The organism is Providencia sp. wls1914 (assembly GCF_009706645.1).
In the GTDB taxonomy this organism is placed as follows: Bacteria; Pseudomonadota; Gammaproteobacteria; order Enterobacterales; family Enterobacteriaceae; genus Providencia; species Providencia zhijiangensis.
In genome coordinates, this window is the sequence record NZ_WLUN01000016.1 from 889,541 (window position 1) to 908,072 (window position 18,532).

An 18,532-nucleotide genomic window follows, 5' to 3' on the forward strand; every position below is an offset into this window, starting at 1 on the left:
AGGGAATATGAGGAAGGACAGGCAATGAAATTGCCTGTAAACCAAATTAATCCAATTACATTACCGCTTTGGTAATGCCATCTTGTCGATATTCCGTAATATCGGCGAGATGCTCGGAAAGTTTACGTTTTTTTATTGCTCGTGATGGAGGCTGGCACAAGCTGCACGTAAAGCTATTTTCAGGAATGTGGGCATAGGTGATAAATGAACCACTACAGCAATTGCAATCGGAGCTTTGCAACATACCACTTTCCACAAAACGAACTAATGTCCACGCTCGGGTTAATGCCAAAATTGGCTCATCTCCTGCATTAGGTGAACACTGCTCTAGGTAGAGTCGATAGGCTTTGAGAATAGCATCAACCCCTTCGCATTGACCGGTTTGCAGTAAAAATTGATAGGCGTTATAGAACATGGATGAGTGAATATTTTGTTCCCATGTCATAAACCAATCGGTTGAAAAAGGGAGCATCCCTTTTGGTGGTGGGCAACCTCTGAGTTCTTTGTATAAACGCACTAAGCGTCCACGACTAATTTGAGTTTCGCTTTCCAACATCTGCAGGCGAGCCCCAAGCGAAATCAATTCCATTGCCAAACGAATATCATTAGCTTCCTTGACGATACTTTTCTCAGCTACGCTACTCATCTTTTTCTCGCTATATCTGAATCGGACTCATTATGCGTTTGCAATAGTCGGGTCGAAAGGAGGATACCCGTATGAATTTGCTGCAATTCATCAACTCGAGAATCTCGGGTAAGCTTCTCAATCGTGTCGCTGTTTTCAAATCTAAATTGACAGATTAGCTGATTTGTTTCCGCTAATTTAACCAATTGAGGTAAAGAAAGTTCTGCTAAAGTGTTCGCCATCGAATCGGAAATTCCGAGACGGAACATGGCAGTGGCTTTTTCCTGGGCGATAAGCTTTTGAGCTAAAAGCAAATATGAAAGATTAATATCGTATATATGCTTCAGAAAATCAGTGGTAGAGCTCATTTTTTTATACCTTTCGAATAATTATTAACATCTGCATGCAGAAAGAACAAATATCAATTTGAGCCGAATGTGTTAACCAAAGTTTTAAATATGAAAATAATTAAAGCTGGATAGTGTAGTCCATTACTATCCCATGAGGTCCATTGAAATACCCAGTTTGGAGTATATAAACACACAGGTTCAAACTTAAATTAAATATATTTCCTGATTACCTACAACAATAACGAGTGGCTAAAAAGTTAGCATTTCTTGTAAATCTCAGAATATACCGATTTCATTATTAGCCGTTAATTATTATGCACCACTAAATTAACTATTCAAGACACTTATGTTTCTTTTTGGTCTATCGGGATAATTATCCATCTATATATTAGCAATTCTTTATTACAACTATATCTTAATCCTACTTATCTCAAATATTCACAACATTTAGATTTTTCCTAAGTCAAATACTAGCATTTTAAGTAAAAAACTCACCCATATGAGGGAATTTATAAGCAATAAACACCAAGCATAACGAAAGAACCTACATATTGATCTAAATCAATCTTTCTTACTCCCGCAAAAATGCAATTTGTTTAAAGGCTTAGTAATATCGGTAACTTAGGAATAAAAATTAAACATTATTTTTCAATGTGTTTAATCAAAACCACAAATCTTAATCAAATTAATTCAATTTTTTCTCGACTAGATTAAAGTTAAATTTGTCATACATATTATTATTCCACAGCAAGTTTATATTAATTAAATTTAACTGTATTATTATTAACCAATGACAATAACATTAAAAATTCTAATTAAGCCCATTTTATACACAGGCAATACCATTAAAGATTTCAGATAAAATTGTCATGAATTCTCATCGAGTATTGCCATATTAATAAGCAAGATTGTTATTTTTGTATGACAAACTCATTTTAATTAAATTAACTTTTCAAACATTTGATTAACCTATTTCGCTATTGTTTTTTGTATAAAAAATTCAAGCCACAGCATTAGTTAGCGCACTGAGTTATTGATAAAAGGAAAAAATAAAAAAACTAAGCACCATTCTGCTAGCGAATTTATAAACAATAAGACGGTCATCCAATTTCACTACATATATGTGTAAATACGACTACCCTGCATCGAAAATATGACTTATGTAAATAAGTAATTTAACTTATTACCCCCGCGTACATATCGCTGTTTATTTACTAGTTAGTAACTCAAAATGATGATACCGGAATGTTACTATATACTTTTATTTTAACAAATTACTTAACCACAACGACAAAATTACGTATAACTGCTTATTCGAATTAGGATGCATATGCGTTCTCATATGTTTTATTTAAAAAATTATATGGTGACTAAAAGGGTAAAATTGGCATATTGATACTGGGACAAGAGGTGAATAAAATATTGTTAAAACTGAGACTTGGTTCACAAAGAGGTAATGGGTTTACATGACTGTTTCATTATGAAACGCATCTATTCTTTAACCAATCAGACTTGTAGGTGGTAAAAAATGTTCAATCTACAAACTATCACTATCCGTTTTTCATTTTATTAACATGCTACTCATTGTCTATTCTGTGACGTTTTGTACTATTTATCTTATGAAGAAACTAATTTTTGAGGTTTACTATGTTTAATTATTTAGCAACGGTTGAATTTATCGAAGATGAAGGTGTATACGAAATTAATTTTTGTGACTTCCCCGATATTCAAGGTGTGACTTATTGCGCAGAAGATGTCGAATTAGAAGCTCAAGAAACATTGCTCGCCACGCTTTCTGAGCTGATCACATCAAGAAACCCTATTCCTCTTCCCCAAAATTCAGTCGCTGATGCGTTTGTTATTCATTTGCCGGTATTGAGCTGCTTAAAAATCGCACTGCACAATGCCATTCTTGAAACTCAAACCTCGCGCAGCAAACTTGCTCGAACACTCAATATCAGTGCCCAACAAATAGAACGGCTACTAGACCTTCAATATGCTTCAAAAATTGAAACCTTAGAACAAGCCTTATTTGTCGTGGGATATGATGTGAAAGTGACAGTTAGCCCTATCATTTAGAAATAGCCAATAAAGATAACTGTTAAAAATAAGAAAAACCGTGATATTTTCAGTTAAAAAACGAGCTACATCATCTTTATGCATTTCCCACACTACAACTGTCATTATTTAGAATGAAGCATTTGGTTCATTTCAACTTATTCTGCTATTTTTAATTTTAGGTTAATTTTTCGTTAATAGTGTTAATGACCTAGGTAGATCCGTTGGTTAAACCAGCGGTCTCTCAGCCATTTGTAAATTTTCTCTTACTCTAATTGAGATTTATGTCACAATATTTCGAGCAAACACAGCCACAAACTTAAAAAAATAGTGTGGGCTAATATCACAATGACTATCGGATAAATAACAATATGGAAGAAAATGCAACGACAACCACCTCTCGGCCATCTTCTGACCGAAATCAACTAAAACGTAGCCTCAGTAACCGTCATATTCAGTTAATTGCCATTGGTGGAGCCATTGGTACAGGGCTATTTATGGGATCAGGAAAGACCATCTCCCTTGCAGGTCCCTCTATTATCTTTGTCTACATGATCATCGGCTTTGTGCTGTTTTTTGTCATGCGAGCCATGGGGGAATTACTGCTTTCCAACCTAGACTATAAATCGTTCAGTGATTTTTCTGCGGATTTAATCGGTCCATGGGCAGGGTTCTTTGTGGGATGGACTTACTGGTTTTGCTGGGTGATCACGGGAATAGCCGATATTATCGCGATCACCTCGTATGTCAGTTTCTGGGTACCTAATTTCCCGGAATGGGTGACTTCATTTATCTGTGTTGCCACGCTACTGACGCTTAACTTAGTTTCTGTTCGACTGTTTGGTGAACTGGAGTTCTGGTTCGCGATGATCAAAATTGTCGCTATTGTCACGCTAATTGCCGTCGGCGGTACGTTGATTGCGATGAATTTCCAATCACCGACCGGACACACGGCCTCTTTAAGTAATATTTGGAACGATGGTGGTATGTTCCCAATGGGGCTCAGTGGGTTCTTTGCTGGATTCCAAATTGCGATTTTCGCCTTTGTGGGAATTGAATTAGTGGGAACCGCAGCAGCAGAAACTCGTGATCCTGAAAAATCCCTACCAAAAGCCATTAATGCTATCCCGATTAGGATCATTGCTTTCTATGTATTATCCCTGATTGTGATTATGGCCGTTACCCCTTGGCGCACCATTTTGGCGGACAAAAGTCCTTTTGTGGAAATGTTCGTGCTAATCAGCCTGCCAGCTGCTGCCAGTATCGTGAACTTTGTGGTACTTACCTCTGCGGCTTCATCAGCAAACAGTGGTGTTTTCTCCACTAGCCGTATGCTGTTTGGGTTATCTAAAGAGGGAGATGCGCCGAAACAATTTAGTCAGTTATCGAAAAAAGCGGTACCTGCAACAGGCTTAATTTTCACCTGTATCTGCCTAAGTTTCGGTATTGTTTTGATCTACTTTATTCCCGATATCATGCATGCATTCACCTTAGTCACAACCGTGTCTGCGATTTTGTTCATGTTTATCTGGAGTATGATTTTATTAAGCTACCTGAATTTCCGTAAGAATCGCCCAGAAAAACATGCCGCATCTCGCTATAAGATGCCTTGGGGTATTTTTATGTCATGGGTCAGTCTTGCCTTCTTTGCTTTTATGGTTGTATTACTCGCGTTCCAACATGACACCCGACAAGCTTTAATTGCGACGCCACTGTGGTTTGTTATTCTGTTTATTGGCTACCAAGTCGTCAAACGCCGCAAACCGCGTTAATTATTTGACGGATACGCAATTAACAAACAAAACAAAAGGCTGGAAGGTTTCCCTTTCAGCCTTTTTACTATCTATAACTAGACCTATCTATAAAATCTAAATCTATCAATTATTTTGTATTGTATTCAGCTTCTGCTTCATCAAAGCGGGCTTGTGCTGCTGCACTTGGCGCCTTAGTTATCAAGCTGATAACTATGATAGCGATGGTCGCAAAAATAAAGCCTGGAATGATTTCATATAAACCTAACCATTTGAATTTCATCCAAACTAATACCGTTACCGCACCGACAATCATCCCTGCTAATGCCCCAGAACGTGTCATACGTTTCCACATAACAGAGAGTAAAACGACTGGACCAAACGCGGCACCAAAACCTGCCCACGCGTTACTCACCAATCCTAAGACTTTGTTATTTGGGTCTTGGGCAATATAGATTGCGATCGCCGCCACTAACAGCACCATTCCTCGCCCTACCCACACTAGCTCTTTCTGGCTAGCTGATTTACGGAAGAATGGCTTATATAAGTCTTCGGTTAATGCGCTGGCACACACTAATAATTGGCAACTTAATGTACTCATTACCGCCGCCAAAATCGCAGACAATAAGATACCTGCAATCCATGGGTTAAACAGTAATCCGGCTAATTCCATGAAAATACGCTCGTTATTTTTCATCACAGAGCCTGCTAATGCAGGGTTGTTTTCAAAATAAGCGATACCAAAGAAACCAACGGCAATCGTTCCACCTAAGCAAAGAGCCATCCATGTCATACTGATACGGCGTGCTGAACGGATCGTACGATGTGAATCTGCCGCCATAAAACGCGCCAGAATATGAGGCTGACCAAAATAACCCAGTCCCCAGCCTAGCAATGACAGAATGGCAACAAAGTTCATGCCCTTAAACATATCAAGATATTCAGGGTTTTTCGCTTTAATCACTTCAATCGAGGTATCTAACCCGCCGAGGGATAAAATCACGACAATTGGCGTTAAGATCAGGGCAAAAATCATCAACGATGCTTGAACAGTATCTGTCCAGCTTACCGCTAAGAAACCACCTAAGAAAGTATAAGCAATGGTCGCCAGTGCTCCTAACCACAGAGCTTTGTCGTAACTTATATTAAAGGTGCTTTCAAACAGCAAGCCCCCTGCGACAACCCCAGATGCACAATAGATAGTAAAGAAAACTAAAATAACAACCGCAGAAATAATACGTAAAATCTTACTATTATCTTCAAAACGACTTGTGAAATAGTCTGGCAGCGTTAAGGCATTATTATTTTTTTCAGTTTGTACACGTAAACGCCCTGCAACAAACAACCAGTTTAAATAAGCCCCTAAACATAAACCAATTGCAATCCAGCTTTCAGAAATCCCAGCGAGGAAAATAGCGCCTGGTAACCCCATCAATAACCAGCCACTCATATCTGAAGCCCCTGCAGATAATGCGGTTACCACACTACCTAAACTTCGTCCCCCTAAAATGTAATCATCAAAGTTTTTCGTTGAGCGATAGGCTAAATAGCCGATCAATAACATACCCGTGATATATACGATGAACATAATGATCATCGGAGTGCTTACAGTCATCCTGTCGTCTCCATAGTGCGTCTATTTTGTCGTTATCTTTATAATTTTCTTTGATAACTTTTAATCTCAAGGTGTTGCACTTAATTGCACAATTTTGCATTTTTTGATGCACACCTTATCTATGTTGTGATTGTTTGTGTTGCAATAACTCAATAACTTTGCCACATCATGCTAGACAGACTCAGATGCTTTTAACAAGAAATTAACTATTTTTTGTTCAATAAATAAAAGACACATCACAAATGTTAAACTTTTAAGTCAAATTCTTAATTAAGCGTTTAACTTGCCATCATCCCTAAATAAAAATCAACACATTGATTTATAAGTAAATTATAAAAACCCAATCAATGAGCCTCATAAATTACTCATAAAAATAAGAGTTGTTTCACATTTTCTTCACATGACACATTAACAATGTTGCACAAAGTTGCAACATCATCATAATGGTGTGTAACTTTTGGTATTTAACACCTGTGAAAAGGAAGGAATTAAGATGAGTAGCACAACAACTATGGGTGTGAGACTTGATGAAGAAACTCGTGACCGCATTAAAGCCGCCGCTCAACGTCTTGATCGCACATCCCATTGGCTTATTAAACAAGCTATATATAATTATTTAGAGCAACTCGATAACAACCAAATTATACCTGAATTATCAACGGTTTTGGATACAAAAGATCAGCATTCTGGTGATGAAATTTCGTCTCCTGAGACCCTTTATCAGCCATTCCTTGAGTTCGCTGAACATATTTTGCCCCAATCGGTGAAACGCTCTGCAATTACATCGGCGTACCGCATTCCTGAAACTCAAGCTGTACCAATGCTTTTACAACAAGCAGAGCTGCCTCCTGAGCAAGCTGATGCGGCTCATAAATTGGCTTACTCCATTGCGGAAAAATTACGTAATCAAAAAAATGGGGTTGGTCGCTCTGGCTTAGTCCAAGGGTTATTACAAGAATTTTCCCTGTCTTCTCAAGAAGGCGTGGCATTAATGTGCCTTGCCGAAGCACTATTACGTATCCCCGATAAAGCCACTCGCGATGCACTGATCCGAGACAAAATCAGTACAGGTAACTGGCAATCTCATGTTGGTCAAAGCAGCTCAATGTTTGTGAACGCGGCAACATGGGGGCTTTTATTTACGGGTAAATTAGTCTCTACCCACAATGAAGCAAAACTATCCTCCTCGCTAAATCGCATTATCAGCAAAAGTGGTGAGCCGCTGGTACGCAAAGGCGTGGATATGGCAATGCGCTTGATGGGTGAACAATTTGTCACCGGCGAAACCATCGCCCAAGCCCTTGCCAACGCACGTAAATTAGAAGATAAAGGTTTCCGCTACTCCTACGATATGCTGGGTGAAGCCGCATTAACCGAGAAAGATGCCCAAGATTATATGGTCTCTTACCAACAAGCGATCCACGCAATTGGTAAAGCCTCGAATGGACGCGGGATCTATGAAGGGCCGGGTATTTCCATAAAATTATCCGCCCTGCATCCGCGCTATAGTCGCGCGCAATACGAGCGCGTGATGGAAGAACTGTATCCGCGCTTACTCTCTTTAGTCTTGCAAGCTCACCAATACGATGTTGGCATCAACATTGATGCTGAAGAAGCTGACCGCTTAGAAATTTCGTTAGATTTACTCGAAAAATTGTGTTTTGAACCGAAATTGGCTGGCTGGAACGGTATTGGTTTTGTCATTCAGGCTTACCAAAAACGCTGCCCATTTGTTATCGACTCAATTATCAATTTAGCCGAACGCAGCCAACGCCGCCTGATGATCCGTCTTGTAAAAGGCGCTTATTGGGATAGCGAAATTAAACGTGCGCAAATTGACGGCCTAGAAGGTTATCCAGTTTATACCCGCAAAGTGTATACCGACGTTTCTTATATTGCTTGCGCGCGTAAATTACTGTCCGTACCTAACTTAATTTACCCACAATTTGCGACGCATAACGCACATACATTATCGGCTATCTACCAAATTGCAGGTAAAAACTACTACCCTGGTCAATATGAATTCCAATGCCTACATGGCATGGGTGAACCATTATATGAACAAGTCGTTGGTAAAGTGGCAGACGGTAAACTCAACCGACCATGTCGCATTTATGCCCCAGTCGGTACCCACGAAACATTATTGGCTTACTTAGTTCGCCGCCTCTTAGAGAACGGGGCAAACACTTCGTTTGTTAACCGAATTGCGGATGCCACGATCCCATTAGATGAGTTGGTTGCTGATCCGGTTAAAGACGTTCGTGAGCTATCTAAAACTGAAGGGCAAATTGGCTTACCACACCCTAAAATTCCATTACCGCGTGACCTGTATGGAACTCGCCGTGTTAACTCAATGGGTTTAGATTTATCTAACGAACACCGCTTAGCATCACTCTCGAGCGCATTACTCAATGCCGCGGCGCAAGAGAAAATCGCAGAGCCACTATTGGGTGGCGAATTTGTGGCACAACAAGCGCTACCTGAAGCCGTCGCAATTATCAACCCAGCCTGCCATCGCGATATCGTGGGTAAAGTGCGTGAAGCCAGCGAACAAGAAGCTGAACATGCGCTGAATATCGCCACTGATGCAGGTGCGATTTGGTTTGCAACACCACCATCTGAACGTGCAGCTATCCTGTTACGTGCTGCCGATATTATGGAGCAACAGTTGCAGACATTATTGGATGTGCTGGTGCGTGAAGCTGGGAAAACTTACGCCAATGCGATTGCTGAAGTGCGTGAAGCGGTTGATTTTTTAAACTATTACGCTACTCAAGTCCGTGAAGATTTTGATAATAACACCCACCGCCCTCTTGGCCCTGTTGTTTGTATCAGCCCATGGAACTTCCCATTAGCCATTTTCTCTGGACAAATCGCAGCGGCATTAGCCGCAGGTAACACTGTGCTAGCTAAACCTGCGGAACAAACACCATTAATTGGTGCTATCGCGGTATCCATTATGCACCAAGCGGGCATTCCGCGTGATGTTCTGCAATTTTTACCGGGTAAAGGTGAAACTATCGGAGCAAAATTGGTTGGCGATCAGCGCGTTCGTGGCGTGATGTTCACTGGTTCAACCGAAGTAGCGGGCTTATTGCAGCGTAATATTGCGGGTCGCTTAGATGCTCAAGGCCGCCCAACGCCACTGATTGCAGAAACTGGCGGATTAAATGCGATGATTGTTGATTCTTCAGCACTCACTGAGCAAGTTGTCACCGATGTCGTCGCCTCTGCATTCGACAGTGCTGGTCAACGCTGCTCCGCATTGCGTATTCTTTGTGTTCAAGAAGATGTCGCTGACCGAACAATTCGCATGTTGAAAGGTGCAATGGAAGAGTGCCGGATGGGGAATCCTGAACACATCTCCACCGATATTGGTCCTGTCATTGATAGTGAAGCCAAAGAGAATATTGACCAACATATTCAACAAATGCGCAGTAAAGGCAAAACCGTTTTCCAAGCCGTCTTTGCGGACAGCCAAGATCAGCAAGAACAAGCCGAAGGAACCTACGTTAAGCCAACTCTGATTGAGTTAGATAGTATTGGTGAGTTGAAAAAAGAAATTTTCGGACCAGTTCTGCATGTTGTTCGCTTCAAGCGTGATGAGTTAGAGCAATTAGTTGACCAAATCAATGCCGCTGGTTATGGGTTAACATTAGGTGTTCATACCCGCATTGATGAAACCATCAACCAAGTGGTCGCTAAAGCGAAAGTGGGCAACTTATATGTTAACCGCAATATGGTCGGTGCTGTTGTCGGTGTACAACCATTTGGTGGTGAAGGACTTTCAGGTACCGGACCTAAAGCCGGTGGGCCGCTTTATCTCTACCGTTTATTAAGCGAGCGTCCTGAGAATGCTGTTTGCCAAACACTGGAGCAGCAAGATAGCCATTTACCAATGGATGCAAGTGCTCGCGCTGAGTTACTCGCTCCATTTGAAGCTTTCTCTGCATGGGTACAAAAACAGAATATTGATGTTGAACAAGCCGTGATTGAACAATTTGCACGTTTAACGCAAGCCGGTACTACGCGTTTATTACCGGGACCAACAGGTGAAAAGAACACCTATACCTTGCGTCCACGCGGCACTATTTTATGCCTTAGCGATAATGAACGTGATTGTTTGACTCAGTTATCTGCCGTGCTCGCAAGTGGTTGCCAAACACTGTGGGAAAATAGTGAACTGCATCAGAAGCTATTTAAATCACTGCCAGAAAAAGTCCGCAAAACTATATCATTCACCAAAGATTGGCAAAACACAGTGGAGCCAATTGAAGGTGTGATTTATCACGGAGATTGCGATCAACTAAAACACGTTTGTGAAGCTGTTGCCAAACGCAAAGGGCCGATTATTTCAGTCCAAGGCTTTGAGCGTGGTGAAACTAACTTGCTCATTGAACGCTTAGTGCATGAACGTTCTTTAAGTGTGAATACTGCCGCAGCGGGTGGTAATGCAAGCTTAATGACTATCGGATAATATGCAAAAGCCTGAGTTTTTCAGCCCAGTATAATATAGGTTGATTAACTCAGGCTCTCCCCTCACTATAAACTCTTGAACTACATTCATAATATTCTATTCCTTTTTCATTAAGTCCAAATATTCACTGCCTTTTTTGTTTTTTGTCATCCTTATTTATCTATAAATTTAATTAAATAGTTCCCATTAATTTTTATTATTATATATTAAGCATTAGCTATAACAGCTGATGAAATTTAATTCTAAATCTGTTCAATTTATATCATTTATACTGACTATTATTCAAAAATAAAAAAAGGTGCCCTATTGGACACCTATTTGCCTATTTTAGTATTAAAAATAATCGTATAACTAACTATTTTTATTAACTTAAAATATTATTAGTTTTTTTCTGACTGCCAGCTTAAATACTGCTCATATTTACGTAGTGCAATATTGTAGTTGCTAAATGCTGAATCAGTCATTTTATCGCTCAACTGTTCTTGAACTTTACTTGCGGTAAAGTCTTTCATTGAAAAGTTAGAGGATGACAGCAGTTCATCTAAGCGGCGCAGACGAACAACGTACTCGCGGACGGTGCTATGACTCATTTCTGTCTGTAAGAACAAATACTGTTTAAAAGACATAATATCGAAATAGTCTGTATTGCTATTACAGAAAATTTCACTACAAAAACGACAAAGTGCTGTAAATTGCCCTTGAAGTTCGCCCCAAGCCGCTTCATCAACCAAATCGGTCATGTCAGCGATAGCTTCTTTATTCAAGATACCATCGTTGAAAACGAGGGAGATACGATCAAGAGTTTTATTACAGTGTGCACAATGAGTTTGGCTGTGTTTAAAATCTTTAATATAACGACTTAACGGCCGTTTCTTTACAATAGAAGCAGACATAATGGTAAAGCTCTGTGTGTAATTATAAAAATAAAAAGTAACAAGATAAATCCGGTTACATACATACCATGCCCATAGCATTAATGATTGTCTGCTATGTTGCATATCGAGATAAGCGTAATTGCCTTATCTCATTTTCTTACTTTCCCTTTGTAAGGTGGATCCTTCTGGGAATGTAATGTAAGAAAATTTATTTCCCTTTGTCCGAAGCATTCTAACCTGTCTAAAACACTTTGGCGAATTTCTTATGAGAGTAATTTTGCACGTAAATTTGACCTAGCGTCAACCTAACGAACCTAATCGTTGTTAACCTAAATAGCAAAGTTTTATCACTTAAAAAAACCAAGATTCGAAAGGGGGACACCCTTGGAGGCAGAGACTTTACCTGATAACCCCCTAATGGTTCAAAGGAAATTTAATTTAAAAATCAATATTATATAGTGAAAAGCATTTTATTAATAAATTTGTGATACAGCTCACCTTTCACTTCTATAATCGCATTTTAAATGTACAGCCATTAATTCTATAAATATTCGATAATCTAGTTTTATACGTATAATGTAAATTATTTTTTACACCAATTCTCAATTTTAATTATTTTTACTGCATATGAAAAAAAGTTATTAACATCATTAGAAAAGTTATAAGGAGTTTAATTTTCTCTTATTACAGACAATCTTTAGTTACTTTTACTTAACGTATTTTTTACAAAACAGTTTGCCACTCACTTGATACTTTATGCTGTTATTCTTATTTCATGAATATGTGAACTCAGTGTCAATTACGTATTTATACTAATTAATAATAATCTATCTTTATTTTCCATTCGTCATAATAGGCTAACAAAAAATATGATAGATAATTATCACTACAAAAGTCATTTATAAAGCATAAATTTTCATAGTAGAGATTAATCATTTGAATTGATTATCAATTCCCTTTTTAGGATTTGTTACATTGATAAAAGAAGATCCTCTTATATACTTAATTTGCTTTATATATAAATAATTTTAATAAGGTTGATTATGAAAAAGATGATTTTAGCTTGTGGACTGGGTTTATTGGCATTAACAATCACTGCGTGCTCAGAAGAAGAGAAAAAAGGTCAAGTTGCTGGTGCAACTGAAACCTGTAACGCTTACTTTGCTGAAGTTGATAGCTTAATTGCTAAAGCTTCTGAGAACCCACAAGCCAAAGCTCAATTAGATGCGATGAAAGGTCAGTTAGAAGAAGGTAAAAAACAAGTTGCTGCTTTACCTAAAGACCAACAAGATCAAGCTTGCCAGCAAGGCATTGATGCGATGAAACAAATGAAAACAGCTTTAGGTCTGCAATAAGCCTTCCTATTCTGTAAAAAAAGAGCCTATATGGCTCTTTTTTATTTAACTTAAAGCGATAGATTCCGCTCAAGTCACGTAACCCAATCAGGTTATAACCACGTTCCAAAGCGTTTAATATAGATGTGCTTCATACCTTGTGCGACAAAGCAATAACTCACTAATGTCAGTACTAACCAAGGGAAATATTCCATTGGCAAAGGCTGCAAGCCAATCATCGAACCAAATGATGAGAACGGAATATAAAGCCCAAGAGCCATAATGATCCCTGTTGTCAGTAACACGGGTAACGCAGCCGTACTTTGAATGAATGGGATTTTTTGTGTCCGTAACATATGAACAACCAAGGTTTGCGACAGTAATCCCTCAACAAACCAACCGGATTGGAATAGCGCTTCATGGGCGATACTATTAGCTTGGAACACATACCACATTAAGGCGAATGTCGTGATGTCAAAAATGGACGATGTTGGACCAATCCAAATCATAAAGCGCCCAATATTTTTCGCATCCCATTTACGTGGACGTTTTAAAAACTCTTTGTCCATTTTGTCCCACGGTAATGCGAGTTGGGACATATCGTACAGCAGGTTTTGAACGAGTAAATGAATAGCTAACATCGGTAAGAACGGAATAAATGCACTCGCAATCAGAACGGAAAACACATTTCCAAAGTTAGAGCTTGCGGTCATATTTAAATACTTAATAATATTCCCAAACGTTTCTCTTCCTTTGATAACGCCTTGTTCTAATACCATTAAATCTTTTTCTAGCAGAATAATATCCGCAGATTCTTTCGCAATATCGGTGCCTGTATCCACGGATATACCGACATCAGCATCCCGTAAAGCCGGCGCATCATTGATCCCATCCCCCAGAAAACCAACCGTATGCCCATTTGCTTGTAGTAATTTTAGGATCCGAGATTTTTGCAGTGGGGTTAATTTGCAGAAAACGGAAACTTGTTCAACTTTTGTTTTCAGCTCCTCATCATTCATCGCCTCGACTTCAAGACCCGTCATAATCTCATCAATATTCAAACCTACATCATGGCAAATTTTTTCAGTGATCACGGCATTATCGCCAGTAAGCACTTTGACCATCACACCATTTTCTCTTAGTGCAGCAATAGCCGAAATTGCACTCTCTTTTGCAGGGTCTAAAAATGTAAGAATACCTTGTAACTCAAGCTGTTGCTCTGCTTGAGCTGATAACGGTAACAAAGCTTCTGCATCATTTAATGAACGCGTTGCCAGCAGTAATACCCGGAAACCCTGTTTATTATAGTCACTGACTAGCTCAGCAATCCTAGCTTTAGCTTGATCATCTAATAAGGTGGTATGTCCATCATGCTGATAACTATGACAAACAGCCAACATCTCTTCCGCTGCCCCTTTACAGATCAATAAAGCATCACCTTCAGGGGTTTTTACTGTGACCGATAATTTTCGGCGAATAAAATCAAACGGTAGTTCATCAATTTTTTGATAAGCCTTCAACTGCTCGACCTTATCATTGCCACGGCCACGTCGAATAATTGCCTGATCCATCATGTTTTTGGCACCACTTTGATGGAAACTATTCAACCACGCCAATTGCAAAATTCGACTATCTTTTTGCCCATTACTGTCGAGATAATGCTCTAAAATGATGCGATCTTGCGTTAGCGTTCCTGTTTTATCCGTACAGAGTACATCCATCGCACCAAAGTTCTGAATCGCATTGAGCCGTTTAACGATAACCTTATGCTTAGACATGGCTATCGCCCCTTTTGCAAGGTTCGAGCTCACAATCATCGGTAACATTTCAGGAGTTAATCCCACCGCAACAGCCAGTGAAAATAGTGTTGCCTCAAACCAATCACCTTTAGTGAATCCATTGATTAATAAGACAATCGGCACCATTACCAGCATAAAGCGGATTAGCAACCAACTCACACTATTCACACCGCGATCAAAAGCAGTTTGAGCTCGAGTTCCAACAATCGATTTGGCCAGCGAACCTAAGTACGTTTTGCTCCCCGTTGCAACCACAATGCCTCTCGCCGTCCCACTTGTCACATTGGTGCCCATCAAACAGATATTTGAAATTTCAAGTAATTCATTTTCTGTCGGTGATGCGGGCTCCAAGCTTTTTGCAGACACATTTGCGAGAGTGTCATATTTTTCAACTGGGATAGATTCCCCCGTTAAAATGGCTTGGCTGATAAATAGATCTCGAGATTCCACTAGTTTTAAATCCGCGGGAACCATATCCCCTGCCGATAATAAAACGATATCCCCTGGTACTAAGCATTTGATCGGTACTTCCTTACGAATAGAACGTCCGGTTCTATCATCGCGGCGGAATACAGTAGCCGTGGTTCTAACCAACGATTTCAAGGCTTCTGCCGCTTTATTGGTTCGATATTCTTGCCAAAAACGTAGCAATCCGCTTAATACAACCATCGTGACAATGATGATAACGCCTGTTAAATCAGTCTCTTCACCTTGACGCTCAGGGATCACGTAGTCAGTAAAGAAACTCACAATCGCGAGGATCATCAAAACAAAAATAAATGGATTTTTAAAAGAAGTGAGTAATTGCTTCCAAGCAGGAGGCGCTTTTTCATGAGCAACTTCATTTTCACCTTCTACCACTAGGCGGTCGAGAGCTTCATTCTCAGATAAGCCCAAAAGGTTAGTTTGATATTCATTGAGAACCTGCTCAATGTTTTTGCTCGCTTGTTCACCAACAATGAATTTTTGGCGTGCAGGGGCTTTTGCGCCTTTGCGCTGATGCCTTATTTCAGTCATAACGTTATCTCTATAGAGTACAGTTGTACTTTTTAAACGCTATCTGACTGAAAATATTGTATTTTAGCCAGATAGCTCCTGTTTATATCTCCAAGACGGGGGGTGCTCGTCCATTTCGGCTCCTTTAATCAGTTAATTTTTAGCAATCAAGCGGGTAGCTCAGATGCCACTTTCCAATTGATAGCACTGACACTTTGCTCAAGACTAATCCGGCAAACCAATGCTTCTATCTCTTTTTGCTCTACTGGAGTGGCAAGAAACTCTGCACACACCTCCAGTTGTTCTGGTTTCAATGTATCTGCGCTACTCAATGACTGTAAGCGAATATGCAGCCCATTAATGGCTTGTAAAATCAACGTTCTAACAAGGATTTCATCACCTTGGTGACACATCACCCGTATTTTATAGCGTTGTTCAACATCTAATGCCTGCTGTTGCGGCTGGCGATTAATTTTTGCTGCAGCTTCTCGCAATAGAATGTTTGCACATAAAATCAATAATGTAGCTATTGTGGCTAGTGAGTATTGCCCTAACCCGCATAACACACCAATCCCTGCTGAACACCATAGTGTTGCGGCAGTATTCAGACCTCGAATATTCATGCCTTCACGCATGATCACTCCAGCACCTAAGAAGCCAATCCCTGACACAATTTGTGCAGCAATTCTCCCTGGGCTATCTGGTGAAGTCGTCACTGAACTCAAAATAAATACAGCTGCTCCCGTTGCAACCAATGCATTCGTACGCAATCCCGCCATTCTTTGGCGCCATTGACGCTCTGCGCCAATTAATGCACCAAGGCACATTGCAGATAAAAGATTTAATATATCCGGTGTGAAAAACATAATGATCCCTCCATCAAATAATGGATAACAATTAATGAGCAGAATAAAAGCCCATGCCAAATTGCTGAATAAATAAATAAATATTCAGTAATTAATGGCTATTGCCCGGAGGGAATAGAGAATAAATATAAACTTGCATGATACACACTCACTGCAACAGTGATTATTTCATTCAAAAAATGAAAATTTCTTATATAAATCAGGGAGTATGAGTGATGGAAACATCAGACACCGCCCGCCGTAGTGGCAAGCAGTTAATAGAAGAGATTATTAATTACTTGCCAATTAAATTAAGTTTTTATTACAACTCTGACTGTCCAAGTAATTTATCTCCAATAGGTTAATGTGAGCTGAGTATAGATGCGGCTAATTATTAAGTAAAGATTTAAATGTTAATTATTTTTACACTATATTTTTTAATTTTCAGAAATGAAAAAGCCCGTCCTTAAAAAGGACGGGCTTTAGAAAATCAGTTAAGCAATTAGCTTAGATAGCAGTTACGTTAGCAGCTGCTGGGCCTTTTGCACCGTTTTCAATGGTGAATTCAACTTGCTGGCCTTCTGCCAGAGTTTTGAAACCATTGCCCTGAATGGCAGAGAAGTGGACGAAAACGTCTTTGCTACCATCAGCTGGAGTGATGAAACCGAAGCCTTTAGACTCGTTGAACCACTTAACTTGACCTTTCATTTTGTCGGACATTTGACTTTTCCTATATAACATCAAAAAAACTTGCCTTTTGGCATATATGGGCCAGAGTCAGCTATTTAATCAGGGAAACACCAAGATGAAGCGTCACGGTAAAAGGCTATCTGTGATAACTTTTTTCTTTAGAACACACTAACTCAGTAATCATACATCAAATAGGACTGCTAAACAGGCCGATGCACATTAACTCATGACTTTGAGATAATAGCAACTATTTTATACATTCAATCCCGAAAATATTGATGTTTTTTCGATTTCGTCACTTTTAGGCGGGATTATGTTAACAAAAAAGCTGCATTTTATTGATATTTTAAAGATTTTTTTAAATAAAACCCTCTTCAAGCCTCAAAAGTCGACAGGATTAATCCCAGATGATGACAATCCAGTTAAATATTTTTTTTAACTGATATATAACAATTCATTCCCTCCGTGATACCCTCCTAGTATAGATATCTGACAGAGAGTCACTTACCATGGATATTATCAAACAAATACTTATAGATGATTTAGATGCCATTAATCAGCGTGAACAACGTGATGGCAAACCTTACTTTAATAGCCAATTTCTCGCCAATCATCCTTATTTATGTATTGGCATGATTGCAGCCTATTTACCGCTTGCCGTGATCTTATGGTACGCACCCTACTTTGGCCCTTATTGGACGCTCGGTATAACCCTCTTATTCATTATACTTGCTAGCGTTCTGTTGTTTGACATTAAGCCTGTTTACCATTTTGAAGACATTGGCGTGCTTGATTTGCGCGTTTGCTATAACGGCGAATGGTTTGTCACTGAAATCGTATCTGAAGATGCTTTAAATAAAGTTCTTGAATCTCAAGAAGTCAGCTCAGCTATCAAGCAAGAAATTTCTCGTTTATTAGCATTAAAGGGTAATATTTCCTTTTACGATATTTACCATATTGCATACCCAGAGGTTTCTTTGCCAACACAAGTTACTTTAGCTGCTCAAAATTAAAACATTATCAATAATATAGCGTAGTTTTTATTCGTAATGAGTAGTGAGTGAGCAATTAGATTTATTTTCTATTTTTATCGTTGACAGGCCGAGGTGATATCGTT

At 39.3% G+C, this 18,532-nt stretch carries 11 protein-coding genes and 2 pseudogenes; 6 read left to right on the plus strand and 7 right to left on the minus strand.

Translation table 11 applies throughout. The features are described 5' to 3' along the window. Positions 1-55 precede the first annotated feature (55 nt). Both flhC and flhD read right to left on the minus strand, forming a co-directional pair. Positions 56-646 carry a flagellar transcriptional regulator FlhC gene (gene flhC, locus GKR74_RS15020; protein ID WP_154604184.1) on the minus strand — a complete coding sequence of 197 codons (591 nt, stop codon included), beginning with the start codon at positions 644-646 and terminating at the stop codon, positions 56-58. After that, positions 634-993: pseudogene (gene flhD, locus GKR74_RS15025) on the minus strand (flagellar transcriptional regulator FlhD). The gene flhC and the pseudogene flhD overlap by 13 nt, the downstream one beginning before the upstream one ends. 1,629 nt (positions 994-2,622) lie before the next feature. Here flhD and GKR74_RS15030 point away from each other — a divergent pair. Together GKR74_RS15030 and cycA are read left to right on the plus strand one after the other, a co-directional pair. Continuing rightward, a complete protein-coding gene (locus tag GKR74_RS15030; protein WP_154604185.1) occupies positions 2,623-3,054 on the plus strand; it encodes a hypothetical protein in 432 nt (143 codons plus the stop codon). A 350-nt stretch (positions 3,055-3,404) separates the two neighbouring features. Next, entirely contained in the window at positions 3,405-4,805 is a 1,401-nt protein-coding gene (gene cycA, locus GKR74_RS15035) for a D-serine/D-alanine/glycine transporter (protein ID WP_154604186.1), read from the plus strand. Between the two features lie 109 nt (positions 4,806-4,914). On the opposite strand, the gene putP is transcribed toward cycA, so the two are convergent. Next, positions 4,915-6,399: a sodium/proline symporter PutP gene (putP, locus tag GKR74_RS15040; protein ID WP_154604187.1), complete on the minus strand. Its 1,485-nt coding sequence runs from the start codon at positions 6,397-6,399 to the stop codon at positions 4,915-4,917. Positions 6,400-6,892: 493 nt separating this feature from the next. On the opposite strand from putP, the gene putA reads away from it, so the two are divergent. Then, a complete protein-coding gene (putA, locus tag GKR74_RS15045) occupies positions 6,893-10,876 on the plus strand; it encodes a trifunctional transcriptional regulator/proline dehydrogenase/L-glutamate gamma-semialdehyde dehydrogenase (protein ID WP_154604188.1) in 3,984 nt (1,327 codons plus the stop codon). 380 nt (positions 10,877-11,256) lie between these two features. Here putA and fliZ read toward each other — a convergent pair whose 3' ends face one another. Continuing rightward, positions 11,257-11,769 carry a flagella biosynthesis regulatory protein FliZ gene (gene fliZ, locus GKR74_RS15050; RefSeq protein WP_132494631.1) on the minus strand — a complete coding sequence of 171 codons (513 nt, stop codon included), beginning with the start codon at positions 11,767-11,769 and terminating at the stop codon, positions 11,257-11,259. A gap of 1,025 nt (positions 11,770-12,794) precedes the next feature. Between fliZ and GKR74_RS15055 the strand changes: the two genes are divergently transcribed. Then, positions 12,795-13,106: a DUF5339 domain-containing protein gene (locus GKR74_RS15055; protein ID WP_006657479.1), complete on the plus strand. Its 312-nt coding sequence runs from the start codon at positions 12,795-12,797 to the stop codon at positions 13,104-13,106. Positions 13,107-13,198: 92 nt separating this feature from the next. On the opposite strand, the gene mgtA is transcribed toward GKR74_RS15055, so the two are convergent. After that, positions 13,199-15,901: a magnesium-translocating P-type ATPase gene (mgtA, locus tag GKR74_RS15060; protein ID WP_154604189.1), complete on the minus strand. Its 2,703-nt coding sequence runs from the start codon at positions 15,899-15,901 to the stop codon at positions 13,199-13,201. 152 nt (positions 15,902-16,053) lie between these two features. Further along, positions 16,054-16,746 (minus strand): annotated as a pseudogene (locus tag GKR74_RS15065) (MgtC family protein); the annotation flags it as partial. A 215-nt stretch (positions 16,747-16,961) separates the two neighbouring features. On the opposite strand from GKR74_RS15065, the gene GKR74_RS18050 reads away from it, so the two are divergent. Continuing rightward, positions 16,962-17,090 carry a hypothetical protein gene (locus GKR74_RS18050; RefSeq protein WP_255453821.1) on the plus strand — a complete coding sequence of 43 codons (129 nt, stop codon included), beginning with the start codon at positions 16,962-16,964 and terminating at the stop codon, positions 17,088-17,090. 142 nt (positions 17,091-17,232) lie between these two features. On the opposite strand, the gene cspE is transcribed toward GKR74_RS18050, so the two are convergent. Then, complete coding sequence (gene cspE, locus GKR74_RS15070) at positions 17,233-17,445, minus strand: transcription antiterminator/RNA stability regulator CspE (RefSeq protein ID WP_004909801.1); 213 nt, start codon at positions 17,443-17,445, stop codon at positions 17,233-17,235. Between the two features lie 479 nt (positions 17,446-17,924). Here cspE and GKR74_RS15075 point away from each other — a divergent pair, with 479 nt between their 5' ends. Then, positions 17,925-18,428: a YlaC family protein gene (locus GKR74_RS15075; protein ID WP_154604190.1), complete on the plus strand. Its 504-nt coding sequence runs from the start codon at positions 17,925-17,927 to the stop codon at positions 18,426-18,428. Positions 18,429-18,532 lie beyond the last annotated feature (104 nt).

What these genes read in the sequence shown, in the direction of transcription:
- flhC (WP_154604184.1), bottom strand. Translation starts at nt 646, where the DNA reads ATGAGTAGCGTAGCTGAGAAAAGTATCGTCAAGGAAGCTAATGATATT.
- GKR74_RS15030 (WP_154604185.1), top strand. Translation starts at nt 2,623, where the DNA reads ATGTTTAATTATTTAGCAACGGTTGAATTTATCGAAGATGAAGGTGTA.
- cycA (WP_154604186.1), top strand. Translation starts at nt 3,405, where the DNA reads ATGGAAGAAAATGCAACGACAACCACCTCTCGGCCATCTTCTGACCGA.
- putP (WP_154604187.1), bottom strand. Translation starts at nt 6,399, where the DNA reads ATGACTGTAAGCACTCCGATGATCATTATGTTCATCGTATATATCACG.
- putA (WP_154604188.1), top strand. Translation starts at nt 6,893, where the DNA reads ATGAGTAGCACAACAACTATGGGTGTGAGACTTGATGAAGAAACTCGT.
- fliZ (WP_132494631.1), bottom strand. Translation starts at nt 11,769, where the DNA reads ATGTCTGCTTCTATTGTAAAGAAACGGCCGTTAAGTCGTTATATTAAA.
- GKR74_RS15055 (WP_006657479.1), top strand. Translation starts at nt 12,795, where the DNA reads ATGAAAAAGATGATTTTAGCTTGTGGACTGGGTTTATTGGCATTAACA.
- mgtA (WP_154604189.1), bottom strand. Translation starts at nt 15,901, where the DNA reads ATGACTGAAATAAGGCATCAGCGCAAAGGCGCAAAAGCCCCTGCACGC.
- GKR74_RS18050 (WP_255453821.1), top strand. Translation starts at nt 16,962, where the DNA reads ATGGAAACATCAGACACCGCCCGCCGTAGTGGCAAGCAGTTAATAGAA.
- cspE (WP_004909801.1), bottom strand. Translation starts at nt 17,445, where the DNA reads ATGTCCGACAAAATGAAAGGTCAAGTTAAGTGGTTCAACGAGTCTAAA.
- GKR74_RS15075 (WP_154604190.1), top strand. Translation starts at nt 17,925, where the DNA reads ATGGATATTATCAAACAAATACTTATAGATGATTTAGATGCCATTAAT.